This window comes from Streptomyces sp. NPDC050508, from assembly GCF_040655155.1.
GTDB lineage: Bacteria > Actinomycetota > Actinomycetes > Streptomycetales > Streptomycetaceae > Streptomyces.
This window is the reverse complement of record NZ_JBFAJJ010000024.1, coordinates 55,621-78,865: the sequence shown is the minus strand read 5'-3', so window position 1 is coordinate 78,865 and position 23,245 is coordinate 55,621. Positions and strand designations below refer to the sequence as shown.

The 23,245-nt window shown below is 68.2% G+C and carries 24 protein-coding genes; 13 read left to right on the top strand and 11 right to left on the bottom strand.

Annotation, left to right across the window (positions count from 1 at the left end; genetic code table 11):
• Nucleotides 1-5 precede the first annotated feature (5 nt).
• The 7 genes from AB0I69_RS42960 (at nucleotide 6) to AB0I69_RS42930 (ending at nucleotide 7,376) form a co-directional block, all read left to right on the top strand.
• On the top strand, nucleotides 6-992 hold the full coding sequence (locus AB0I69_RS42960; RefSeq protein ID WP_363101253.1) for a hypothetical protein: 987 nt from the start codon (nucleotides 6-8) through the stop codon (nucleotides 990-992).
• The gene (locus AB0I69_RS42955) at nucleotides 992-2,197 is read left to right on the top strand and encodes a hypothetical protein (RefSeq protein ID WP_363101252.1); all 1,206 of its coding nucleotides are present in this window, start codon (nucleotides 992-994) and stop codon (nucleotides 2,195-2,197) included. The genes AB0I69_RS42960 and AB0I69_RS42955 overlap by 1 nt, the downstream gene beginning before the upstream one ends.
• A gap of 141 nt (nucleotides 2,198-2,338) precedes the next feature.
• Nucleotides 2,339-5,314 (top strand): hypothetical protein, encoded by a 2,976-nt coding sequence (locus tag AB0I69_RS42950; RefSeq protein ID WP_363101251.1) that lies wholly within the window; start codon nucleotides 2,339-2,341, stop codon nucleotides 5,312-5,314.
• A gap of 3 nt (nucleotides 5,315-5,317) precedes the next feature.
• Nucleotides 5,318-5,515, top strand: a complete 198-nt coding sequence (locus tag AB0I69_RS42945; protein WP_363101250.1) for a hypothetical protein — start codon at nucleotides 5,318-5,320, stop codon at nucleotides 5,513-5,515.
• Nucleotides 5,516-5,632: 117 nt separating this feature from the next.
• Nucleotides 5,633-6,136, top strand: a complete 504-nt coding sequence (locus AB0I69_RS42940) for a hypothetical protein (protein WP_363101249.1) — start codon at nucleotides 5,633-5,635, stop codon at nucleotides 6,134-6,136.
• 75 nt (nucleotides 6,137-6,211) lie between these two features.
• The gene (locus tag AB0I69_RS42935; RefSeq protein ID WP_363101248.1) at nucleotides 6,212-6,535 is read left to right on the top strand and encodes a hypothetical protein; all 324 of its coding nucleotides are present in this window, start codon (nucleotides 6,212-6,214) and stop codon (nucleotides 6,533-6,535) included.
• Between the two features lie 283 nt (nucleotides 6,536-6,818).
• Nucleotides 6,819-7,376 (top strand): hypothetical protein, encoded by a 558-nt coding sequence (locus AB0I69_RS42930; protein WP_363101247.1) that lies wholly within the window; start codon nucleotides 6,819-6,821, stop codon nucleotides 7,374-7,376.
• Nucleotides 7,377-8,100: 724 nt separating this feature from the next.
• Here AB0I69_RS42930 and AB0I69_RS42925 read toward each other — a convergent pair.
• The 8 genes from AB0I69_RS42925 to AB0I69_RS42890 all read right to left on the bottom strand — a co-directional run bounded on the left by AB0I69_RS42925 (nucleotide 8,101) and on the right by AB0I69_RS42890 (nucleotide 14,979).
• Nucleotides 8,101-9,912, bottom strand: coding sequence for a hypothetical protein (locus AB0I69_RS42925; RefSeq protein ID WP_363101246.1), 1,812 nt, complete (start codon nucleotides 9,910-9,912; stop codon nucleotides 8,101-8,103).
• 87 nt (nucleotides 9,913-9,999) lie between these two features.
• Nucleotides 10,000-10,437 carry a hypothetical protein gene (locus AB0I69_RS42920; protein ID WP_363101245.1) on the bottom strand — a complete coding sequence of 146 codons (438 nt, stop codon included), beginning with the start codon at nucleotides 10,435-10,437 and terminating at the stop codon, nucleotides 10,000-10,002.
• 90 nt (nucleotides 10,438-10,527) lie between these two features.
• A complete protein-coding gene (locus AB0I69_RS42915; RefSeq protein WP_363101244.1) occupies nucleotides 10,528-11,766 on the bottom strand; it encodes a DUF2637 domain-containing protein in 1,239 nt (412 codons plus the stop codon).
• A 129-nt stretch (nucleotides 11,767-11,895) separates the two neighbouring features.
• Nucleotides 11,896-12,708: an ATP-binding protein gene (locus AB0I69_RS42910; RefSeq protein ID WP_363101243.1), complete on the bottom strand. Its 813-nt coding sequence runs from the start codon at nucleotides 12,706-12,708 to the stop codon at nucleotides 11,896-11,898.
• 28 nt (nucleotides 12,709-12,736) lie between these two features.
• The gene (locus AB0I69_RS42905; RefSeq protein WP_363101242.1) at nucleotides 12,737-13,726 is read right to left on the bottom strand and encodes a hypothetical protein; all 990 of its coding nucleotides are present in this window, start codon (nucleotides 13,724-13,726) and stop codon (nucleotides 12,737-12,739) included.
• Nucleotides 13,723-14,037, bottom strand: coding sequence for a hypothetical protein (locus AB0I69_RS42900; protein WP_363101241.1), 315 nt, complete (start codon nucleotides 14,035-14,037; stop codon nucleotides 13,723-13,725). Before AB0I69_RS42900 ends, AB0I69_RS42905 begins: the two co-directional genes overlap by 4 nt.
• 67 nt (nucleotides 14,038-14,104) lie before the next feature.
• Complete coding sequence (locus AB0I69_RS42895) at nucleotides 14,105-14,392, bottom strand: WhiB family transcriptional regulator (RefSeq protein WP_363101299.1); 288 nt, start codon at nucleotides 14,390-14,392, stop codon at nucleotides 14,105-14,107.
• A 14-nt stretch (nucleotides 14,393-14,406) separates the two neighbouring features.
• Complete coding sequence (locus AB0I69_RS42890; protein WP_363101240.1) at nucleotides 14,407-14,979, bottom strand: hypothetical protein; 573 nt, start codon at nucleotides 14,977-14,979, stop codon at nucleotides 14,407-14,409.
• A 458-nt stretch (nucleotides 14,980-15,437) separates the two neighbouring features.
• Here AB0I69_RS42890 and AB0I69_RS42885 point away from each other — a divergent pair, with 458 nt between their 5' ends.
• From AB0I69_RS42885 to AB0I69_RS42870, 4 genes are all read left to right on the top strand, one after another.
• Entirely contained in the window at nucleotides 15,438-16,070 is a 633-nt protein-coding gene (locus tag AB0I69_RS42885) for a ParB N-terminal domain-containing protein (protein ID WP_363101239.1), read from the top strand.
• Nucleotides 16,071-16,097: 27 nt separating this feature from the next.
• The gene (locus tag AB0I69_RS42880; RefSeq protein ID WP_363101238.1) at nucleotides 16,098-16,709 is read left to right on the top strand and encodes a hypothetical protein; all 612 of its coding nucleotides are present in this window, start codon (nucleotides 16,098-16,100) and stop codon (nucleotides 16,707-16,709) included.
• A gap of 71 nt (nucleotides 16,710-16,780) precedes the next feature.
• Nucleotides 16,781-17,701 carry a peptidoglycan-binding protein gene (locus AB0I69_RS42875; RefSeq protein WP_363101237.1) on the top strand — a complete coding sequence of 307 codons (921 nt, stop codon included), beginning with the start codon at nucleotides 16,781-16,783 and terminating at the stop codon, nucleotides 17,699-17,701.
• Between the two features lie 51 nt (nucleotides 17,702-17,752).
• Nucleotides 17,753-18,202, top strand: a complete 450-nt coding sequence (locus AB0I69_RS42870) for a single-stranded DNA-binding protein (RefSeq protein ID WP_363101236.1) — start codon at nucleotides 17,753-17,755, stop codon at nucleotides 18,200-18,202.
• Here AB0I69_RS42870 and AB0I69_RS42865 read toward each other — a convergent pair.
• The 3 genes from AB0I69_RS42865 to AB0I69_RS42855 all read right to left on the bottom strand — a co-directional run bounded on the left by AB0I69_RS42865 (nucleotide 18,199) and on the right by AB0I69_RS42855 (nucleotide 20,901).
• The gene (locus AB0I69_RS42865; protein WP_363101235.1) at nucleotides 18,199-19,788 is read right to left on the bottom strand and encodes a hypothetical protein; all 1,590 of its coding nucleotides are present in this window, start codon (nucleotides 19,786-19,788) and stop codon (nucleotides 18,199-18,201) included. The genes AB0I69_RS42870 and AB0I69_RS42865 overlap by 4 nt on opposite strands.
• A gap of 38 nt (nucleotides 19,789-19,826) precedes the next feature.
• On the bottom strand, nucleotides 19,827-20,111 hold the full coding sequence (locus tag AB0I69_RS42860; RefSeq protein WP_363101234.1) for a hypothetical protein: 285 nt from the start codon (nucleotides 20,109-20,111) through the stop codon (nucleotides 19,827-19,829).
• Between the two features lie 76 nt (nucleotides 20,112-20,187).
• Nucleotides 20,188-20,901 (bottom strand): sigma-70 family RNA polymerase sigma factor, encoded by a 714-nt coding sequence (locus tag AB0I69_RS42855; RefSeq protein ID WP_363101233.1) that lies wholly within the window; start codon nucleotides 20,899-20,901, stop codon nucleotides 20,188-20,190.
• A 399-nt stretch (nucleotides 20,902-21,300) separates the two neighbouring features.
• Here AB0I69_RS42855 and AB0I69_RS42850 point away from each other — a divergent pair, with 399 nt between their 5' ends.
• A complete protein-coding gene (locus AB0I69_RS42850) occupies nucleotides 21,301-21,540 on the top strand; it encodes a hypothetical protein (protein WP_363101232.1) in 240 nt (79 codons plus the stop codon).
• A 345-nt stretch (nucleotides 21,541-21,885) separates the two neighbouring features.
• A complete protein-coding gene (locus AB0I69_RS42845) occupies nucleotides 21,886-22,428 on the top strand; it encodes a hypothetical protein (RefSeq protein ID WP_363101231.1) in 543 nt (180 codons plus the stop codon).
• Nucleotides 22,429-23,245: the final 817 nt, after the last annotated feature.

Genomic DNA, 23,245 nt, shown 5'->3' with positions numbered 1-23,245 from the left:
ATCGAATGCCGTGGGACAGCGTGCCGTGGTTCACCGAAGGGGAAGCCGAGCACTCCAGCGAAGTCGCCCGTCTCCTCGCCTACGCCGCGTTCGCCGGCGCCGAGGGCATCATCGGGAACAGCGACCTCCAGGTGAAGGCCCTCGCCACCCCAGCCGCCTCCGTCCAGATCCTGCCCGGAGCATGCGCCATCCTCAACAAGGCCTCTGGCGGCCAGTACCAGGCGTACGCGGCCCGCCTCCCGTCCGCCGACCAGATCCTCATCGCCCCCACCGGAGCCTCGGCACGCTCGGACCTGATCGTCGCCCGGATCGAGAACCCCTACAGCTACGGCGAGACGTGGCCGCAGCCCTCCGACCCGGCGAACGGCCCCTACGTCTTCACCCGGGTCGTCTCGGGCGTCCCCAAGACCACCACCCGGGTCAAGCAGGTCCGCAGCAGCGACAGCGCGATCACCCTCGCCCGCATCGACATCCCCGCGAACACCAGCACCATCACGCAGGCCATGATCAAGGATCTGCGGGAGATGGCGAACCCGCGCAGGCGCCGCGTCGTCCGCGCGCTGCGAGGCACGTGGGACACCCCGGACGAGGTCGGCAACGTCAAGTACCCGAGCTGGGAGGAGTTCCCGAACGGGGCCCGCTGGGACATCGAGGTTCCCGAGTGGGCGACGTCGGCCACGATCATGGCGACATGGGCCCAGCTCGACCAGCGCAACGCCAAGGACTCGTACGGCCGCCTGCGCGTCGAGTTCGGCTCCGTCACCACACCCGAGACCCGCTTCCACTGCGACTGGACCGGCTCCGCCCAGCGCTACACGCTCGTGGGCGGCGGCACGGTGAGCATCCCGGCGGCCATGCGCGGCAACGTCTACGACGCGGTACTTGAGGGGTGCGGCGAGTCCGGGTACACGGGCGTGTTGGAAGCGGACGGCGGCGCCGCGGTGTTCCTCGACATCGAGTTCGTCGAGGACGCTTCGGAGGACGCGATCTGATGCCCGCCGGCTGGCGGTTCATCGCGCAACGTGCCCTGGACGAAGAGTTCCTGGACTGGGACGTCCCTTTCGCCCTGTCGTCCAACCCGCAGCGTGACCTCTCCGGGCCCGGCTCGATGGCAGGCACCATCGAGCCTGAGTACGCCCGCATGATCGGCTCCGACGGTGCCCCCCTCCTTCAGGAGTGGGGCACCAAGCTGTACGCCGAGATCGACGGACACATTCGGTGGGGCGGCATCGTCACCAAGACCAACTACGACGGTGCGAAGTACACGATCGCGTGCGAGGGCTTCTCCTGCTACCCGCAAGGCATCCCGTACACGAGTTACATGATCTCCGGGAAGCTGATCACCCCGAAAGACCCGTACGCCGGCCGGGACAAAAATCACGATGGCTACATCGACGGCTCGAATCCGAAGAAGAAGGTCCCCAAGGCGCCTGCGCCGTACGGCGGTCCGAGGATCGACGTGTTCGATGCCTTCCGCAGCATCTGGTCACACGTGCAGTCCCAGCCCCTTGGCTACATCGGCATCACGATCGACACCCACGACCTGGGCGAGAAGCTGGGTGCCTCCGACGGCTCCGACCCGTGGGAACTCGCGTGGTGGAACAACCCGGACTGCGGACAGACGTTGGACACCCTCACCCGGGACATCCCCTTCGACTGGATCGAGACCCACGCCTGGGCCAGCGACACGAGCAACGACATCGACCACCGCATCCGGCTCGGCAAACCCCGGCTCGGCCGCAAGCGCACCGACCTGCGGTTCGCTGACGGCGAGAACATCACCGCCATCGCGAAACCCGAAGGCCTCGGCGACGAGTACGCCAACGAGGTCATCACCCTCGGCAAGGGCGAGGGGCAGAAAATGAAACGGTCGCAGGTCTTCGATCTGGGGGCCAAGCGCCTGCGCCGAGTGGCCACCGTCGTGGACAAGACCCTGTCCTCCGCGTCATCTCTCCGATCACGCGCCGAGCGGGAACTGAAGGGCCGCAACCAGGCCTTGCAGATCCCCGCCATCCAGATCCGCAACCACCCCAACGCCCGCTTCGGGAGCTGGACTCTCGGCGACGACATCCTCGTCCAGGTCCACGTTCCGTGGGTCGGTGACGTCTCGATCTGGCACCGCATCATCAGCGACGAACTCAGCCCAGACGACGTGTGCATCCTCACCCTGAAGCGCAGCGACCAGTTCGTGTACTGACCCCGCTACCGCTGTTCCCCTGGGGAACAGCCCACCTGCGACCGCGAGGACGCGAACCCCCGCGGTCGCCCTCCGGACCTGTTCCCCAGGGGAACAGCAGCCCGAGACGCTAACCGCCGACGGACCACAGCATCCGCGGCCATGGCGAACTTCCTGGATGACCAGTCGGATGTGCAGCGCTTCGCCGCGCTGCTCGACGACTACGAGCGACGGCTCCAGGCGCTCGAACGAACCACACAGGCCGGCTACACGTCGATCGAGGGCGGCGGCTCTCTCGATATCTACGACGAGGAAGGCACGCTCAAGGGCAGCGTGGGCGTGCAGCCGGACGGCGGCGTCGCCCTGGTCCCGGTCAACACAGCCCCGCCGCCCACACCGACCGCCCCGGCAGTCGAGACCGTTCTTGCCGGGCTCCTGGTGGGCTGGGACGGCACATGGGCCGACGCCTACACCACGCCCTCCGACTTCTCCCACATCCAGATCCACGTCGGCGCCACCGAGGACTTCACCCCAGACCTGACCACCCAGCTAGCGACGATCACCGCTCCGCTGGGCGGAACCGCGACCATCGCGATCGAGGGCTACGAACCGGTATGGGTCCGGCTGGTCGGCGCGAACACCGCGGCGCTCACCGGCCCGGCCTCCGAAGCCGTGCAGGGAACGCCCCGGCAAGCCGTACCGCAAGACCTGGTCGACGGCATCATCACGGAGAACAAGCTCGCCGAGGACGCCGTCACCGCGGCGAAGATCGCCTTGGGCGCGGTCGGGACCACTGCTCTCGCTGACGGTGCGGTCCTCGAAGACAAGTTGGCGAAGGCTGCGGTCACCCTCGGAAAGATCGCCGCCGGGGCCGTCACCATCAACGCCCTCGGCGGCGCGCTCTCCGACTCCGCGACGCAGCGCTACGTGGACGCGATGGGCGACCCGACGGCCTGGCAGACCATCACCAAGGGCTCCGGCGCCGCCTGGAACCACCTCACCGGAATCACGGACGCCCCGACCGGACAGACCGTCGCCCAAGCGCAGGGGTTCGTCCAGCAACGAGGCCTGACCCTCATCCCGTACGAGCCGGGCACCGTCTATCGGGTCAGTGCCCGTGTCCGGCTCACCGCCCCCGCCAGCGGATCAGACACCTTCTATGTGGGCGTCCTTGGGGTCGGCGCGGATACGACGACGCTGGTCAACCGCAGCGGCGCGAACAGTGCGAGCAGCCACTACTACGTTGCCGCCTCCAACCAGACCATCACCGCGGCCAACGGCTGGGTGACCGTCATCGGCTACCTCAAGGACCGCGCCGCCACGGGCGCCACCGGGTCGGCCGGCCCGAACACGGACCCCCGGGCCGCGGGCCTGGTCCACGCCGACGTCCGGTTCATCTCCCCGTACCTGTGGCTCAACTACACCGCCGTGGGCGGCGGCACGTCGACCAGCGTCATGCAGGTCGACGCGTTCACCATCGAGTCCCTAAAGACCGGCCTGGTCGACTCCACCAACTTCGTCGCGGGAAGCGTGACCACCGCGGCGCTCGCGACGGACTCGGTGACCGCAGGGAAGGTTGCCGCGGACGCGATCAGCGCGCGGGAGCTCCAAGCGAACTCCGTCACAGCGGCGGAGCTGACGGCCGGCTCGGTCACCGCCGTGGCCGTGGCCGCGGGCGCGATCACCACGGACAAGCTGACGGTTGTCGGTGGCGCCAACCTGCTGTCCGACCCGTCTTTCGAGGGCGCCTACAGCGCCAGTCTCGTCGCGGGCAACGCGTACTTCGCGATCGACACCAAGGGCACCGGCTCCGCCAAGTCTCTGAAAGTCAACGCAGTCGCGACCGCCGCGACTACCCGATCTCTGAAGATCACCAGTGTTCCCGTCCTGGCGGGCGACCAGCTCTTCCTGGCCTTCGACTACCTCGCCAGCAGCGACTACACAGCGGCAGCCTTCCCGAAGTTCTACGCCAAGTGGGAGGACTCCGCGGGGGCGACGCTCGGGTGGGGCGTCGCCCAGCCCGCCACGCTCACCGCGGACGGTACGACGTGGACCCGGGTAACGGCCACGGTCACCGCCCCGGCGACCGCAGTTCAGGCCTCGATCTGGGTGGAGAGCTTCCAAGCATCGGCCGGCAGCTTGTGGGTCGATAACGCCGCAGTCCGCCCCGTCCTAGCCGGGGTGATGATCGCTGACGGTGCCGTCACCGCGCCGAAGATCTTGGCTGGGGCCGTCACCACCGAGAAACTCACCGCGCTCGGGGTCACCGCCGAGAAGATCGCTTCCCTCGCGGTGACGACCGCCAAGCTCGACGCATTGGCGGTCACAGCCGACAAGCTCGCCGTCAACTCCGTCACCGCAACGAAGATCGCAGCCGGGGCGGTCGAGGCCACGCACATCAAGGCGGGCGCGATCACGGCGGACAAACTCGACGCCGACGCCATCAACGGCAAGACGATCACGGGTGCGACGGTCCAGACGGCTGCGTCGGGCCCCCGCATCGTCCTCAACTCCGCCAACCTGACCGGATACGGCACCAGCGGCAACAAGATCGGCATCGAGCCGAACGACAAGTACCCGTACATCTACTGGACGTCTACCGACGGCACGAACCGAGCGGTCATCAACGTCTCCGGCGGCACCTCTGATGCCAACCTGGGCATCAACAGCGGCACGTTCGTCGACTCTGCGGACGGCGTCACCTACAAGTGGCGCACGTACCTCGGGAACGATTTCTGGGTTGCCGAGCGGGTCAATACCGCCACCCTCTCGGCGAACGGAGGGCGCCTCTACCTCGGCAAGAGCACGGCGCAGCTCGGCGCTGGCCCCGGCGGAACCGTGACCCTCTCCGGTGAGGCTGGCATCCGTGCCGCCGGCGTCTTCCGGGCGGACAACATCAGCATGGGCGTCGTCACGATCACCCCGACCGCTAACACGCCGACCTCGGTGACGCTGAGCGGCGGGTCCATCAAGGGGACCAACTTCCGCGCCTTCGTCACCGCCCAAACCGCCGCCCCAGGCACCCAGGTGCTCGGCGTCAGCGTCTCAGGGGTGTCCTCGGCCGGCATGACGATCTGGCTCACCCGCACGAACGCCAACTCAACCAGCATCCACTGGATGATCATCGGAGAGGACTAGCACGTGACTGTTCAAACCGACGAGGACGAACCAGCGTCGGCGGTGCTGGTGGCGACCTGCCACACATACGGCTGCCCCGCCGACGGTGTCCCGTGTGTCGGCACCTACTACGCCAACGCCGAAGAGCCCACCTACCGAGGCTTTTGCATGCGATGCGGCGAGACCATCACCGATCTCGTGCCGTACGAGACGGCCGCTTAGCCGTTCAGCACAAGACGTAAGGCGCCACGGTCGTACAGCTTTCGTGCTGCGGGGAGCCGCGGGCCTTCATGGCTCCGGCTCCCGCGCACCCGACCATCCATCACAAAGGGAGGCGCCATGGACTGGCTGAACTCCGCGGCGCCCGCCATCGCATCCGCATTCGCCGCGTTCGGCGTCGTCACCGGAGCTGTCTTCAGCTACCGACAGGTCAAGCGCAAGAGCGACACGGACGAGCGCATTGCCACCGCCCAAGTCAGGGCAACGACCGAGGCCACCGAAGGGCAGACATACGTCGAGGCGATGAAGACCGTCACCGCAGGCTTCTCCTCGCTCCTCGACCAGCAGCGCGGCATGCTCGATCAACAGAAGGTGCTCCTCGACCAGGAGCGCACCATGCACGCGCTGACCGTCGACCGAGTCACCACCTTGGAGGCCGGGCACCTCGAACTCACCCGCGAGGTGCGGCAGCTCCAGGAGGAGCAGCGCAAGGACCGCCGTTGGAAGGCCGCAGCCCTGGAGTACATCCGCGACTTGCGCGGCCTGGTCGCCCGGTCCCTTGGTCGGCCTGCCCCCGACCCGCCCGAGGAGATCGCCGCGGACCTCAACGACGGCGGCCGGTGACCGTGCCCGCGACGTAAGGTCCGGCCCGGGTGCAGGGTCCCGTCGTCCCTCCCACCGACAGACGGGAACCTCACCATGTCGTCCACACTCGACTCGATCGCCACGGGCTCCACCGTCGGCGCGCTCCTGCCGCTCGTCACCGCCGTTGTCCAGCAGCCACGATGGTCCGCCCACGTGAAGAAGGCTGTCGCCGTCGCTTCCGCGCTGATCGCCGGCGTCGTCACCGTCATCTCGGTTGGCGGGCTGGAGCAGTTCCAGCACGGCGTGCCCACCCTCGCCACCTTCGCCGGGCTTCTGGCGGCTTCCCAGAGCGCCTATGACCTGATCTGGAAGCCGACGCGGGTCGCCCCGGCCATCGAGTCCGCCACGAGCCGGAAATCGCCTACAGCGGCTGGATAACGCCGCAGCGTGCGGCCCTGCCGGGGCTGCACAGGTATCATCCGCAACGAGGTGGCCGCCGTGCCGCCGATCTCACCGCCGTAGGAAAGCATCCAAGCGGTTCCTGGTCTGCCTTCTGGTGACCCGGAGCGTAACCGCGAGGAGGGCGCCAAGATGGCCGGGTACTGGCTGCTACCCGGGACGATCCGGCCCGCGGGGGGATCGGTCGCACGGCGGCCACCTCGCCCTGCACCCCTATGTCGGCACCGGCCGGCCATGAGCAACTTCAGGAGGGCCAGCCGGTATGGCGGCAACGCAGAAGAGCGGCCAGGCTAAGCCCGAGCTAGACCAGTTCACGGAGCCGGACGCGGCCAAAGTGCGCGAACAGATCGATGCCTACCGCGCGCTGACCAACCGGCAGTTCACTCAGGCCCTCGCCGATTTCATCTACGAGCAGGTACACGGAGACGTGGACCAGGTCGCCGCGTACGCCATCCGCTCCCCGGAACTTGCCCGCAAGGCCCGTCGCCTGATCCCCGATCTGCTGAAGAACCCGGAGAACTTCCTCCGGGCACCGGAGGGCGAGAGCAACAACGCCCGCCGGGCACGCCTCGGCGCCTTCCGCGATCGGGTGAACCACGAGAGCCAGCTCCTCCACAACGTCGCCGCAGCTTTGATCGCGCGCCGCGGCCACCTCCCCCCGGAGCCGAACCCGAGGGCCCGCGCGCGCCGCCGCCTTGCCGACGAGTACCCCGAGCGCTTCCTGGAGCTGGTGCGCGAGGAGCAGCAGGCCGACCAGGACCGTACCGCCGCGGCGGCAGCCGAGCGGAAGAAACAGCGCGAGGAGAGCACCGGCGCATAGCGCGGCTCGATCGCACCGGAGGGCGTACCCAAGGGGTACGCCCTCTCTCGTTTTCGGCCCGTACCCCCGTACCCCCGCCGCTGGGTACGGGGGTACGGGCCGAGACGGACGAGAGGGTACGGGCTCCGGCCGCGCGCGGTTCGGCGTGCGGGGTACGGCTCGGCAGGCAGTTCGGGTTCGGGTACGGGTACGCAGAGTCGCGCGCGTTCGGGTTCGGGTACGCGCGCGCCGCAACCGGGGTACGGGCGCATACACGCAGGTCAGACCGGCGTACCCGTATGCCAATTCGTCGGCCGCCGCGACTCAGCCCAGGGAGTAGCGGCAGCCGGCCAAGGTGTTCCCCTGGGGAACAGCACGAACCCGTACCCCTCGCGCACGGCGGGCGCGTGCGCGTTCCCGGGCCGTACCCCGTACCCCGAATAGGCGTATCCCCAGGGCCTCGTACCCCGTACCCCGTACCTTCGAGGCGCGTACCCGTGCGAGTCGGCTGCGCTCCGTACCCCGTACCTTGGCGTCGCCGTACCCCGAACCTTCGGCGGTCCGTACCCTCCGCCGCTCGCACGTACGCGAACCCGTACGGGGTCCCGGCGCCCCCATACGTACGCCTCCGGGAAGAGGCTCGCTCTGTCTAATGGCGTGACGTGACGTGACGTGAAGCTGCGGCCGTGCCGGGCGAAGGAGCGCTGTTTCGGTTCTTCCGGCGCCCGGCACGCCACGTCACCCATCAATTCGGCTGGAGCACCCTCTTGATGAACTCGTCGATGTTCCGCGCGGGCACCCGCTCGCCGAACTTCTCGTACTCCGTCGCCGCCGCCGTCATCCCCTGACTCCGCAGCGCCTCCAACACCTGGGGGCGGTAGGCGCGAACGTGGTCGAGGAGCCGTGACCCTCCGCGGATCTGCTCGACGCTGGTCGCGTCCTCGGGCAGCAGTTCGTCGAGGAAGTCCATGCTGCTCACGCCGAGCATCTGCGCCTGGAACTTCGCCTCCGCGAGCGAGTGGGCGAAGGACCGTTCCGCGGCCGTCATCTGCGTTCGAGGGCGGGGGGAAGGAGCCGGGTCGGGCGCGGGAGGCCGAGTCGGCACGGAGGCCGGGTTGGATGACTGCCCGGAAGCTGCCGACTTCAGCCGGTCGTCGATGGCGAGGATCGCCATCTTGATCGCCGAGTTCGCGTCCATCGTGCCCCACTCGGTCTTCACCACGGTCTGCCGCAGCGAACCCGGGCCGCACTGCTTCTGAAGCCCGGTGAGCAGTGCGCGGCCCTCCTCCGGGGCACGGAGAGCACTGGTCAGGTACTCCTCGACCTCCCTCGGGTTGAGCGGCTGCGGCTGTTCCGGCGGCGTCTGCTGCTGCGGGCGCGAGTCCTTCGGCTCCGTCGATTGCGACGTCTTGGGCGGGGCGGCAGGAGGCACGTGGGTGAGCGCCGTGTCGATCGCCGAGTTCGCGTCCGTATTCCCCCATGGGGTGATCACCTGGACTTGTGCCAGGATGCTCGCCCCGTAGTGGGACCGAACCTTGACCAGCTCCGTGCGCTTGTCGCCGTCGGACTCGAAGGCGGTCCGAATGGCGGTGGAGACTTCTTCGGCATCGGGCAGTTGCCCCTGTGCCGCTTGCCTGCGGGCGTCGCGCGAGTGGGACGCCCGTTCGGCGAGCCGAGCCACCTCGGCGGCGTGCTCCTCGATGTAGGCCTCGGGGCGCGGGGCCACGTAGGTGCGCTGAGCGGTGGGCAGCTCGTGCAGACCGAGGTCTCGCATCAGCTTGTCGATGGAGAACCCCGGGTACGGGACAGTCGCGTCCGGGTCGATGTTGAGGCGCAGGCTGCGCATCCCGGTCAGGAACGCCCGCCGGTACCCACGGAGCTGGATCGTGCCCGTGACCTCGAAGGGAAGTTTCCGCTCAGCCTGGATCTTCCACGTGCGATCTTTGGTCGGCTGCCCGGCTGCGTCGAACAGGGTGACTTCATCCATGCGCGCGCAGATGATGACCGGTCCGTCGTGATGACGCAGAGCGTCGATCACCATGCCCCACCGCCGCTTGGCCACGTTCCACTGGTCGCTGGTGATGGTGTAGTCGCTCGGCTCAGGAGCGGGCAGCTTCTGCCGCGCAGCCCGAACGGCGGCGCGCTGACGAGCGATCACGGCCTGTTCGTCACCGACGAGATCCCACAAGATGCTCGCGGAGTCCAGGACGATCGCGTTCGGCTTGCCGTCCGCACCGCGGGGCTGCCAGGCGGCCCAGCGGACGGCGTCGAGGAGGTCGAGGAAGCCGCCGTCGTGCGGCACCAGCTCGTAGCGGGCGCCCGGCACGGAGCCGTAGTGATGGCCCTCGCCCTCACCGATCTCGAACCAGAAGGTTCGGCCGATCAGGTCGCTCCCGGAGAACTTGGCAGCCTCGTAGGACTTGCCGGACTTCTCCGTCCCCGCGAGGAGGAGCATGGGCCATGACGGGTGCCCGTTGGGTGTGATGGTGGTTCTCTGGCGCTCGGGGGCGACGCGTCCGGCCACGGTGATGCCTTCCTGGTTGTTCGGAGCGTTCATGCCCCGGCTCGCTCGTGCCGGGGGCATGGTGCGCCTTCAGGAGGCCTTACATCTCCCTTTGGCGTGGTTTACAGTTTACCACTTTGGCTAGACATTTGGAGGCGGGAAGAGGCTGGAAACCGGCGCTTGAGTGTCTGGATCGAGCAGATCGTCAGCGTGCCGCTCGTACCAGGCATCCAGGGCCGCGGCTGCGGCGAGACTCTGCTCCGTGCTGGCCGGGTCGGCGTCGTGATCGCGCGCCCACTGGAGTGTGCTGGCCTCGAACTCCTCGCGCAGCGCGTCTTCGCCGCGGCCGAGCGCGACAGCAAGGTCGGGCCACGGCGTCCCGTGCAACACCTCGGCCCGGACGGTCCAGTTCAGCACCTGGAGACTCAACAGTCGCAGCCGTCGGGCCGCGCGGATACGGTCGGCGGCGTCGACTCCACTGGAGGAGTCGCCGACGATGCCGCGGGCGAAGTCCGCGACCTCGCGCGCATGGCCGGCGGCGAGAAGCCGCGCTTCAGCAGCCTGGCGTGAGGGGTCCATGAGGTCAGTCCGTTCACTGGTACCGATACGACGACGGCGGGCGCCCCGAGAATACGAGGCACCCGCCGTCACAGAAGCGGAAGGTACAAGTCAGCTCACGCCGGCCAGTTCCTTCTCCTCCGCCTGCTCCTTGCTCTCCAGGTACCACCGCTCGAACTTGGGCTTCACATTCGAGCGACCAGCGGCGTCCGTACGGCCCAGGCGACGGCCGAGGTTGCTGCCGCAGAACTCGCCGCCCGGCGCGAACAGGGGGTTGTCCTCCCAGTCGGCGAAGGTGTTCGCATCCCGTGCCGCCCGGTACAGCTCGAAGAGAGCACGCTCGGCGTCGGACTGGGTCATCCCGGCGAACTCGTTGTCCATCACCACCGCTTCGACGGCCCGCGCAGGACGCGTGACCCTCGCAGTGACCGCGTGCGCGGCGGAGGGCTTCGCCGGGGAGACCCCGACGGGCTGCGGTGTCAGTGCCGCGAGGCGTTCCTTCTCCTCGCGCTCCTCACGGCGGCGCTCGGCCGCCGCTCGCTCCTCGCGGTCCGCCTTCTCCTTGTCCACGCGGGCCTGGCGCTCCGCCCGCTCACGCTCCATGCGCAGGTTGTACTCGCGCTCAGTGCGAAGCCGGGCTTCCTCGCGGTCGGCAGCATCCTTGCGCTCGGCCGCAGCGCGCTCGGTGCGCTCCTTCTCCAGAGCCAGCTTGTGCTCGCGCTCCTCGCGCAGCCGGGCCTCTTCGCGCTCGGAGGCCTCCCGGGCGACACGCTCCTCATCCGCACGCTTCTTCTGCTCTGCGGCTTCCCGCTCCTGCCGCTCGCGCCGCTCCGCCTCGCGCACACGCTCGGCCGTCGCCTCGCGCTCCTGGCGGTGACGCTCGGCGGCTGCGGCCTTCTCGCTCTGGATGTGCGCGAGCGCGTCGCTGATGGCGCGGCGGTACGCGAGACCGGCCTCCGCGGTGACGATCAGGAGGAGCGGAGCGGTGGAGTGCACGGCCACGCCTACCCAGTCGTTATGCAGGGCGGAATTCCCGACGTTGAGCAGCAGCGTCATGCAGCCGGTCATCCAGCGCAGGAGTGCCGGCCACGCACCGCCGCTGCCGCCGAGCCGCGAGATGACAGAGTCGAGCTGGATCACGATGACGACCGCGGCGTCCACGACGATGGGCAGGATCGGTGCAGTCCACTGCCACTTAGCAGGCGTCACGGACTCCACGAGTGGCGTCACCGTCAGCACGCTGAACAGGATGGCGCCCGCGGTGATTGCCCAGGTGCCTGCCATGAGGACCCGTTCGGCGGCGCGGACTTCCGCTTCGGACTTGTCGGCAAGGGGCGAGGATGGGGCCACAGTGATGTCCTCCCGGAGCGTCGTGCCGGGGCGCCCTCGCTCGTGAGCGCCCGGTCGCCGACAGCCTAGATCACCTGTGCCCCATGGGGCTGGAGTGTTCTCCCTGCGTCCTTTCCAAATGCCCCTTTCCTACCAGGTTTTCGGTTTGCGGCGGTCGGACCCCTGCATGTTCAGCACCTGGGCCCGGCTGCCGATGCGGGATACCAGCGCGTCGCCGAGGACTACGGTCAACTGCTCCGAGTTGAGGTTCGTCGTGAAGATCGTGGGCCGGTTCGAGTGCATGCGTGCGCTGATCAGGTCCGAGGTGTGGTCGCGTACGTGGGTGGTCGCGTATCCGTCCATCTGCTGGCAGAGGTCATCGAGCACCAGGACGTCGCACCGCTCGTAGAACTCGCGCACCATGAGCTGCGTCATCCCGGGCGGTGCTCCGTCGGGCCGCATCCACTTCAGGTAGTGGGAGTGGACGAGGAACCGGGCCATGAGGCCTCGCTCGACCGCGTAGCTCCCGGCCGCGACAGCGCTGACCGTCTTCCCGGCCCCCACCGCGCCGGGGACGATCATGTGCATGATCTTCGGGCGGCGTATCTGCTGCTGCTCGGCGGGCAGGTTCCGCTGCGACCGGTTGTGGCGCCGAGCCTCGGCGTGGTGGTCGACGTACGTACGGAAGTGCTCGCGGTGCTGCTCGGCCTCGTCCAGGTGGGCGAGCTTGTACCGCGCGTAGTCCGAGTGCCCAGCGCGGACAAGGGAGTTGACCCATGCCTGCTGGTACACCTCCCGCTGGTACTCCTCGGTGCTGTCCGGCCTGTCCTCGTCGAACGTCGCCTTGTGCGGCTCCAGGCCCCGCCGCTTCAAGATGCTCGCGATGTGCGCGACAGGGCCGCCCGCGAGCACGGGTTCACCGTTGCTGATATCCGGCGCCGGGGCCGGAAGGGTGAGTGACATGTCGTCCCCCCTCTCGTAGGTCTGGTCGTCAGGCCGCGTCATCTTCTTCGAACCCGTACGCGCTCAAGTCGGGCGCGGGCGGCTCGTCCGAGGTCGTGGGCTGGTCGCTGTCGCCCTGGTTCCACTGGGAGTTGGTGAACATCGGAGTCCGGCCGGTGGGACGCCGGCCGACGGGGATGCCGTTCAGACTGGCGAGAGTCGTTTCCCACTCACGCTTGGCCGGTGACCACTCGCCGAGCTGTGCCAGCGCCCGCCAGATGACTCGGTGGTCGTACCCGGCAGCGAGGGCGTCGCGGATCTTGGTCCGCAGATTGAGGAAGTAGCCGCTCTGCTGCCGCTTGCTGCCCATGAGCGGTTTCATCTGCTTCGAGTCGGCGAGTTCCTTGGCGTGCTTCCACCACTTGTCGGCACCGTCCTGCGCCCGCTTGTCGAGGGTCAGTTCCTCGGGCGTCTTCTCCGTGGCGGCCGTCTTCTTCGCGGCCGGCTTCTTGGCGGGTTTCGCCTCCGCCGAGTCCGCGGCCGTGGTCTGCGCGACGGTGGCCGCCTTCGCCGCCTTCAGCGCGGCGGCGTTCTTGCGGGGGCGTCCCGCCTTCGGTGTGGGACCAGCCGCCTCCAGCGCCTCACGGCGACGCTTGTACCACTCGGCCACGGTCGTGGCTCCGGTGTAGCCGGACGGCGGCGTCTGGTGCACGTAGTACCGCTTGCCCCGGGCGCCGTTGGGCCGGGTGAACTCCTCCGTGTCGATCGCCCCGGCGGCTTCGAGCTGCTGGATGTACTTGTCCGGAGACTGCTCGCGGGTCCAGCCCAGCATCTCGGCCATGACCAGACGTGTCGGCCAGGCGACGCCGTCCTTCCGCGACACGTTGACGTGCATCGCGAGGACGCCGTACAGCGCCTTCGCCTGCGGGTCGAGTTCGTCGTGCAGGGTGATCCAGTCCGGGACCATGGTGAAGGGGGCCTTGCGGCCCGCCACGATCTCGTACTGCTCGTCGAGGTCTTCGGCGATGTGTGCGCTCACTGGGATTCCTCCTGCGTCTGCGGGAGGTTCAGGCGGTACTCGACGCGCTGCTTGTCGCCCCGCCGGCGGCGAGGCACGACGCGGCGGTCGAACAGGCCCGCAGTCACGAGCTGGTGGGCAACGGCGCGCGCCTGGTGGTGGGTCAGAGTGCCCGTCTTCGCGATGTCGTCGCAGCAGTGCCAGTCGCTGACGTCGAGGTCGCCGCGACGCAGGTGCCGGACGAACACGGAGAGGGATGCCGGGCTGACGCTGCCTCCGAGCTGGTCGGTGGCCTGGTCGATCAGCCGCAGGCGGGTGGCGCTGGGGATCACGAGATTTCCTTGTGAGAGGTGCCCCGGCCCCCGCGGAGGGCGGGGGCGGGCAGACCGAGTGAAGAGGTCAGGCGGCTGCGGTAAAGCGCTGCTTCTTGGGCGGCAAGGGGCCGTAGTCGATCCGGTCGGCGCGGCCCCGCTGCTGTTGCCGTATCAGCGTGCGCCGCTCGGTCTCGGTGAGGCCGCCCCAGACACCGAAGTTGGCGCGGGACGCCGGGGCGATGGCCCACTCAAGGCACTCGGTGCGGGCGAAGCATTCGCCGCAGGTCCGCTTGGCGAACGCGATCCCGTCGGTGTCATCTGCCTTCGGGAACATCGCCTCGGGGTCGGTGCGCGAGCACGGCGAATCGATCATGAAGACGGGGGTACTCATTCGCCCGCCTCCAGCGCCGTGAGGAAGTCGCCGGCGGTCAGCCCAGGCAGGTTCTCCAGAGCAAGGTCGAGGAAGCCCAGCCGGGCGTCCAGAGCCTCGACACCCGCAGAGTTCCACTTCGGACTGACGCTGACGGTCTCGCCACCCGGCTCGTACCGGAACCCCGGGACGACTTCGCCGCTGGTCGAGTCGACGATCTCTCCCGTCCTGGGCACGTAACGCAGCCTGCTGATCAGCGTCTTGAGGAACGCCGGGTTGACGACGTACAGCGTCTCGCCTCTCGCGTCCGCGTAGTCGAGGACAGCCTTGTCGTCGGCGACGACGATCTTCGACTTCGTCATGGAGCGGGTGAACGCGCCGACCGGCATGGTGCCGCCGCCGTCGAGCGGCATCTCAGCCTCGGTGCTGCGGACGCCCTTGGTTTCCTTCACGTACGCGGCGTTGGCATCGATGAGCGGGTCGCAGATGTCGGCGACTCGCGCCTTCACGCGGTAGGCCACGGCTGCTCTCAACGCCAGATCGCCGACGGTGACGGTAGGGGCGTCCTGCTCTTCGGACTGCGTGGACATCTCTGGTGACCCTTCTGGTTCGCCGGTTTGCTCGTACCGGCTTTGGAGCGTTGAGGTCTGGTGCCGGTGGCCTTCGCCGCTATGGACGGAGTGAGGGCCGAATTCGTTACACCAGACCGGGCGTGGCTGCTTGCTCGTGCAGCCAACGAGGCAGACTGTACACCAGGTCAATGCCGTCTGCGAGTACCGCACACGCGACACAACCCGTTTGGCCCGACAACGTTCCGCCCGGCCCGAGACGAGCCCGACGGAACGCGCACCCGCCGGAAAGCCCAGCTCAGGCCCCGACGTTGTCCCGTCCGGACATGTGGGACGACGTCGGCCGAGGAGCGGCCGACCGGTCCGGCCATGACGGCATGTCCCGGTAGCGAGCCGGGACGCCGCGGTTGAAGTCCGCGGGCTCGCTGACCGCCGGCCGCTCCTCACCCTCCGGCCCGAGCTGCGCGACAGGAGCAGCCGTGAGCCCCCTGCAAGCCCCCCGCCACATCACCTACATCCCGCTCACCGACCTGCCCCCGGACCCGGTCAACCCGAAGAAGCACGAGATCGAGCGGATCATTGCGTCCATCCAGGACCACGGATTCATCGAGACGCCCGTCGTGGACGAACGCACGGGCCTGGTCATCTCCGGGCACGGCCGCCGCATCGCCCTGATCGAGATGCAGACTCGCGGTGAACCCGTTCCGCCCGGTCTCCTGATCGACGACGACGGCGGGTGGCTCATCCCCGTCACCCGCGGCTGGGCCTCGCAGAACGACCGCCAGGCCCACGCTGTCCTGATTCTCCTCAACCGCCTTGGCGCGGCGGGCGGTTGGGACCCGGGCCCGCTTGCAGAGATCCTGGAAGACCTCGCGACGTCCGACGCCGATCTGTTCGACTCCCTGTGCATCTCCGACGACGAGATGGAGGAGCTGTTGCGCCAGGTCGACCCCGAAAGCCTGCCCCAGGGCCCGGACTCCGGCGACCAGGACAAGGACGCGCCGAGCGGCAACGACTTCACCGACGACGGATTCGGCGACACGGGCGACAACGAGCGGGCGGCCGGCGTGTGCTGCCCCGCCTGCGGCCACCTGTTCAGCCCGGGACGGTAGCCGCCGAGCTGACCTACGGTCCCCGCTATGCCCCGCCGCAAAGTCCGCCGCTCCGACACCCCGGCGCGTGCCCGACTCCTCACGCCGGACGTCGAGGCACGCTTGATCGAGGCCAGCCGCGCCGGGCTCGCCATCGACCTGGCGGCCGTCCACGCGGGCATCTCGCGCGCAACGTTCCTGCGGTGGATGGCCTACGGCCGCACCGAAGCCGTCGACCGGTCAGCCGGCAACTCCCCGGACCCCGAACTCGACGTGTTCGTCGAGTTCTTCGAGAAGGTCGAGCGGGCCCGCTCCGCCGCCGCGCTCTCGGCCGCGCTCGACATCCGGCGGGCCAGCCGCGGCGGCATCGTCACCACTCACCGCAAGTTCGACCCGCACTCCGGCAAGGTGCTGGAGGAGACCATCACCACGCCTCCCGACTGGCGGGCCGCGGCCTGGTATCTGGAGCGGCAGCACCGCAAGCAGTACGGCAAGGAAGACCACCTGGAGGTCGAGCTGACGGGCGCCGCGGGTGGCCCTCTCGCAGTCGAGCACACCGGGCCGGCTGCCGACCTCGCGACCCGTCTCGCCGAGACGCTGCACGCCCTCCAGTACCCGGACGACGCCGAGGACGACGGCCTCGACGCCGACGCCGGATGAGCCCGGGACGCTAACCCTCCCAACCCGCCACGGTGCTCCCTCCCTGCTCACCAGCACCGGAGGAATCACCCATGACCACCACCCTGTACCCGGGCGCCATCCGCGGAACTCACTGGTACGGCGACACGTACGAGGGCGACCTGATGACGCCCAACGTCCTGGCGCTGCACACCACTGAGGGAACCGGCGTCGTCAGCTACAGCAACGGCGCCGAGGCCCCGACCCTGACCGCCCTGCCGAACTTCGCGAAGAAGGCGTTCGACGTCTACCAGCACTTCGCGCTGAACCGCTCCGCACGCGCCCTGGTCAACGCCCCGGGCGGCGTCGAGACCAACACCCTGAACGTCGTGCAGCTCGAACTGGTCGGCACGTGCGACCCGAAGCACAAGAGCACTTGGGGCAAGCTCAAGGCGGGCGTCGACTACATCTACTGGCCGGACGCACCGGAGTGGGCGTACGACGCCCTGGCCGAGCTGATCGCGTGGATGAACACGAACGTCGGCATCCCGCTGACCGGCCCGTCCGAGTGGCCGGCCTACCCGTCCTCGTACGGCGCCACGAAGGCCCGCATGACCTTCGCCGAGTGGACCGGCTTCAAGGGCATCTGCGGCCACCTCCACGCCCCGGAGAACTACCACGGCGACCCAGGCAACCTTCCCTTCGCCAAGATCCTGGCCAAGGCCAAGGCGATCGTCAGCAAGAGCGGCACCAAGCCGTCGACCGGCGGCGGCTCCACCACCACACCCAAGCCTGCCCCACCGTTCCCCGGCGCCTCCTACTTCGGCCCCGGCAAGAACAACGCCCACATCACGACCCTCGGCAAGCAGCTCGTGAAGAAGGGGTACGGCCGGTACTACACCTCGGGCCCCGGCCCCAAGTGGAGCGACGCGGACCGCAAGAACGTCCGTGCCTTCCAGCTCGCCCACTCCCAGCTCAAGGGCGACGCGGACGGCCTGCCCGGTCCGCTGACCTGGAAGCTCCTCTTCTCCTGACCCCCGGCCGGCCCGCGCCGAGCGGGTCGGCCCCACATCGAAAGGCCCTCCGTGGCAGGCGAGACCGTCATCACCGTCGTCGGCAACCTGGTTGACGACCCCGAGCTGCGCTTCACCCCCTCCGGTTCCGCGGTCGCGAAGTTCCGCGTCGCGTCCACCCCGCGAACCTTCGACCGGCAGACCAACGAGTGGAAGGACGGGGAGGCACTGTTCCTGTCCTGCTCGGTCTGGCGGCAGGCCGCGGAGAACGCCGCCGAATCCCTCCAGCGCGGCATGCGCATCATCGCGCAGGGGCGCCTGAAGCAGCGTTCCTACGAGGACCGGGAGGGGGTGAAGCGAACCGTCTACGAGCTGGACGTGGACGAGGTGGGGCCGTCGCTGACGCGCGCCACGGCAAAGGTGACCAAGGTGTCGGGCCAGCGGTCCGGGGTGTCGGCCGGCAGCGCCTCGGCCGGCGATCCGTGGAACAGCGGCGGAGGTCAGCCGAACCCGCCGTTCTAGGCTGCCCAGGCAGAGGGCAGGGTGTCCATGCCCAGACCGTCGTCTTCCGGCTCCTCCTGTACGGGGGGAGCCGGAAGCGTCTCCGGCTGCTGATCGTCCTGCTGGTCGTCACCGACGGTTGGATCGGTCACCGGCTCCTCGGCGGCGGACGGCGCAGCGTCAACCGGTGCCGGGTCGCTGGCCACGGGAGCGGGGTCAGCGGGAGTGGGCTCGACCGGGTCGGGCTGAGCGGGCTCCGGCTCGGGCGTCTGCTCCGCGGGCGGTGTGGCAACGGGCGTTGTGGCAACAGGAGTTGAGGGCTCCTCCGACCGTGTATCCGTCTGCTTGGAGTCGCCCGTTGAGGGCGTGGCAGTGCTGGTCTCGGCTGGCTTCGTCTCGGTGGGGGTCGCTGTCGTAGGCGAGGGAGCAGGTGTCGGCGGGCTCGGCTCGTTGACGACAGTCGGAGTAGCCGGGATCGCGCCCGTGGTGATGACCGGCGTCGGGTCGAGTTGGGTGAGTACGCCGTCAGACGGAGCCTTTGGCGGGTCGTCCGCGTCGATAACCACGGCGACGGCATCGCCTCCGCCCGACGGGATCGTCCCGAGCTGGCTCACGTCCGCGTTGCCCAGCACAAGCTGGACGGCCTGGAGGAGCTGATGCGACTGCACGTCGTCGCTGCGAACCGCTCGCTCGACCGATTCCTCGGTGACACCGAGAGTGCCGAACGCGAGAACGGCGAGCCGGTCCGGAAGGGGCGTCGCGGTAGTCGTGAGCGACTGGCCGCCCGTCCCGACGTACGAAGTCGCGCTTCCCAGCCCCTGCTTCTTCCGGGCGGCGCGGCGCTCGTTCTCGATGAACGGCTGCTCCCACTCACGGATGCGTTTGGCGTCCGTCCCCCACAGCACGACGCGCCCGTGCTGCTTCACGTTCTGGTAGAGGTCCTTGTTGCCCTCTTCGGCGCTCCAGGCCGAGGCGGAGTCGACGTCGGGGAAGAGCCGGAAGCCGACCTTCTCGTAGTCGTAGGAGAACGTGAACGCCGTCGAGGTGCCTACCGACGCCTCGCTCGTCATGACCTTGCCGTCCTGGTCCACGCACTTGGCCTCGTAGGCGCTCATGGGGTCGCACTTGATCTGACCGCCTTCGGCGATCTTCTTGAATGCGGGGTCCTTGTACGTGCTGGCGGCGGCCTTGTCGTCCTGGCTGAGTGACGGCGGTGTGGGAGGCCCCTTGGGGGCACCCGAGTTGAACAGGTTGGCGAGGACGACGCCGCCGAGGAGTGCGGGCGCGGCCACGGCTGTGATGCGGGCCCAGCGCGGAGGCCGGGGCCGGCGGTGAGCGCCGGTGGTCGTCGCCGGAGCCGGGGCTATGACGCCGGCGTCGGGAGCGGCCTCGAAGCGTGGGACGTTCTGCTCGACACCCAGCCGCTCGTTCATCTCGATGATGCTGGGGCAGTTCGTACGCACCAAGTCCTGGATGCGCGGGAAGCTCAACTCCGGGCAGAGGCGCTTGACTGCTTTGACGGCGTTGTCGAAGGACTGGCCCGGCCGCAGGATGATGGCCCTGACGCCCTCTTCGGTGTTGTCAAAGACCAGGCAATCGGTCTCCATGTCGTCTTCGTAGACATGGAGTTCCCTGATGCCATCACTCACTGATTGCGGTCCGGGGCGTCTCGGCGCATGCGCTCGGCGAGCTTGGAAGCGATCTGCTCAAGGCGTACGTCGTCGATCTCTTCGATGTCGGCGACGCGCATCTCCATGCCGGGGCCGACCTGGGCCACGCGGGCGTGCATGCCGGGGTCCTCAAGATCCTCGGAGTGCTCAGTGGCCAGCGGGTGCGTACGGCGATCGACCTCGCGCATCATGGCGGACAAGGCGCGCTCACGGGCACCCTCGCTGATGGGACGCCGCGGAGCGAGAGCAGCGGCAGCCATGACCATGCCGCGTATCGCGGTGCTGTCAGGCTCGGCGTCGCCGGACAGGCAGCGATCAAGCTGCTCTGCGACGGCGCTATCCCCTCGACCCAGCATCGTTTCTCTCCCTCAGCATCACGGGCGCTGCGTGTATTACATCGTCTTCCCGCTGCGCTTCGGTAGCAGACAACAGAAACGTTGCCAGACTGCTGCCGCCCTTGGGCATCAGCTTTCGCAGCTTGGCCAGTGCTCGGCACTGCAACACGCGAATGGTACCCACTGGCTTCCCCATAATCTCCGCTGTCTCAGCAGTGGAGTACCCGCAGGAGATACGGAGGAGAAGAACCATATGTTGCTGGTCAGGCAGCTTGTCCAGTTTGCTCTTGAGTGCTCGGCGTAGCTCTTCCCACTCCGCCAGCTCCTCGGGCCCCATGGCGGCGCTCGGAGTGTCCAGGTGCCACATCTCGCCGGTGGGCTGTTCGAAGCCGCGGTTCTTCATCGGGCGGAAGTAGTCGTTGTAGACATTGCGCGAGATCGCCCACACCCACGCGAAGACGCCGCCCCCGCTGTAGTTGCCGATCTTCTGCACGATCTTCACAAAGACTTCCTGTGCCAAGTCCTCAGCCGTGGCAGGGTCTTGGACGCGCGCCTGCATGAACCGCACGACCGGTTCGTACAGCCCCTCGAACAGCTCGGCGAGGGCTTCCTTGTTCGTGGGGTCCTTGGCCGCGGCTGATGCTGCGATCTCCAGAGGGTGCCCGAGTTCGCCGTCGCACGACGTGTTCTCGCTCGTGCTGCGGGTCTCGGCCATACCGGATCGCTCCCCCGTCTTGATCGGCGCTGGAACGCAATCTTCCGACAGGCCGGGACGAGTTGGCGAGCATCAATTCGCACAGAGGTTCGAAAGATTGGCCACTGAGGTAATTGTGCTGTTCACGTTGAGTGAGAAGGTTAATCCGGGTTCGCACCGCCACATTATCGGACGATCTGTCATATGCCGTCGGCCCGTGCGTGATTGAACCACGGGACTGCTGTTGCAGAACCGTTACTGAGTAGTTCGTGTCTGCTGGCACGCGTAACCAGAATCCAGCCACTCATGCCCCCTTCAGCCAAGTCCGTGACCTTTGCCGTGGTGTGCACTATGGTGTGTGGTCAACCCATGCCGCCGGGATGAGCAACCGGCATACCAGAGACGAAGGGGGAGGCGGCCATGTCGAGCGCCCGCCTGGCGGACCAGATCAACCGGCTGCCGTACGAGACGTGGGTGTGCGTCGCCGAGAGCGCGAAGCTGATCGGCCTGTCCGTCGGAGAAGCGGACAAGGTGCTTCGCGCCGGCCGCCGCCGCGGCACTCTCACGGTCTCTCGTGACGACCAGGGCTCCGTTCTCTTCAAGCGCGTCCGCCGGCACAGGCTCCCGCAGGCCCGACCGTCGAGCAGCATGCAGGGCTGAACGGCCTCGCCCTGGTTCAGCTTCCTCCTCGCCACCACGCCCTCGTCACGAGGAGAACACCGCGATCTACTACGGTGAACTGCCTCATGGTTCGCAATGACAAGACAGGGATAACCGGCCCCAGGCCGGTCCTTCTAGGCGCCCGCGCGGCAGCGCGGCCCTGGTCTCGCGCGTTGAAAAGAAGCCACCAACGAAAGAGAGGCCTGGGGCCGGTTATCCCAATAATCGGAGCGAAGGCCCGCGGACGCCTGCAACCATGCTCAGGACTCGCGCGTCCTGCACCACGCAACGACCCACGGGCAGGTCTGTCCTCCTGCCCCGTCGACTCGACTCAGGGACGAACAGATGGCGGAGGAATCAATCACTGCGTGGCGGTCGCGCACGATCGGCGCCCTGAAGTCCGCACGACGAGATGGACGCGAGGGCGAAGCCCAGCAGATCGCCGAAGAGTTGGAAGCCGTCCACGTGGCCCTCGGCGAGCGCCGTACGGGCACGCGCGAGGAACAGCAGACCTATCTCCTCGCCCGACGATCGCGGACTCCGCTCCCCGAGCTGCTGGCCGCCGGCCTCAACACCAACGAGTGGCCGCTGCCTCCTGCGGCGTCACCCGTTGGCGGCGACCCGGTGCCCGCCTCCCCCGCCACCGAGCGGCGCCTCTCGGGTTTGTTCGAGGACGCCGGAGTGCTTGCTCGCCAGCTTCGCGCGCAGCCGCGGTACCAGGCGCGATACCGGCCGGAGGACGGCGAGCGCTACCGGAGCCGCGAGTTGTCGTGGGCGCTGTGGGACACCCTGGAGGACATCCCCCTCGCCTACCACGAGGACAGGGAACTGTGCGAGTACCAGGCCGACAAAGCCAGCGCGGCGTTCGAGCGGCGCCGCCGGTCATGACAGTTCGTCACCGACACGGCCCGGCACGCCCGGTGAAGATGCACCCGAGAGGGGGACTGGAAGGTCTAGTCTGTGCACACGAATACCGTCGCGATCATGTGTGTCCCCCACGGGACCCTCTTCGCGCCGGTACCGCCACAAGACCACTAGAACCGGAAAAGCCCCGCCGCTCTGCTGCAATTAAGGCCTGGAAACCTTGCAGCGAGCATCTGACGGGGCCGATCTGGGAGACCTAACACGAGGACTGGTCTCGATGAGGACCAATGTACCCGCCTCCGGGTGGGATCACGCAACAACAGATAGGCCCACCGGGCGGCGCGTCGTGCGCCGGCTTCCGGTGGGCCTACGTGCGTTCGTTGGTCTTCAGTCTGGTCTGTCGGTGTCCCCCTCGGCGGAGGTCTGCCCTACCCATTCGGCGACCGTGGCATCCGCTCTGCCCTTCTCTCCCCCTGTGGAGGTCGTCGTGACCTAGTCCTGCTGCGAGGTCTGTGCGAGGTCGTTTCCGTTGGCAGCGGTCCCGTCCCAGCCAGTCCTCCAGGCCGTGAACTCGATGTGGCGTCGAGTTGCCGGCCGCTTCGTTACTCGGGCCTTGGCGTAGGCCCGTTGGCTCCCCGCACGTGAGTGCGGTTTCACCTGGTTCATCCCGAACCCCCGTTACCGAGGGCTTTTTTGCGCCCTCAGGAGACCCAAGAGCACGGAGTAATGATGCCCCATGTCCCCGCGCGCGGCCAGTCAATCCGGCCGACGCGCCGAGAAAACGATCGCGCGGCTATCGCGGAGAGATCGCAGTCGCATCGTCAGCAGACCGTCGCCAAGG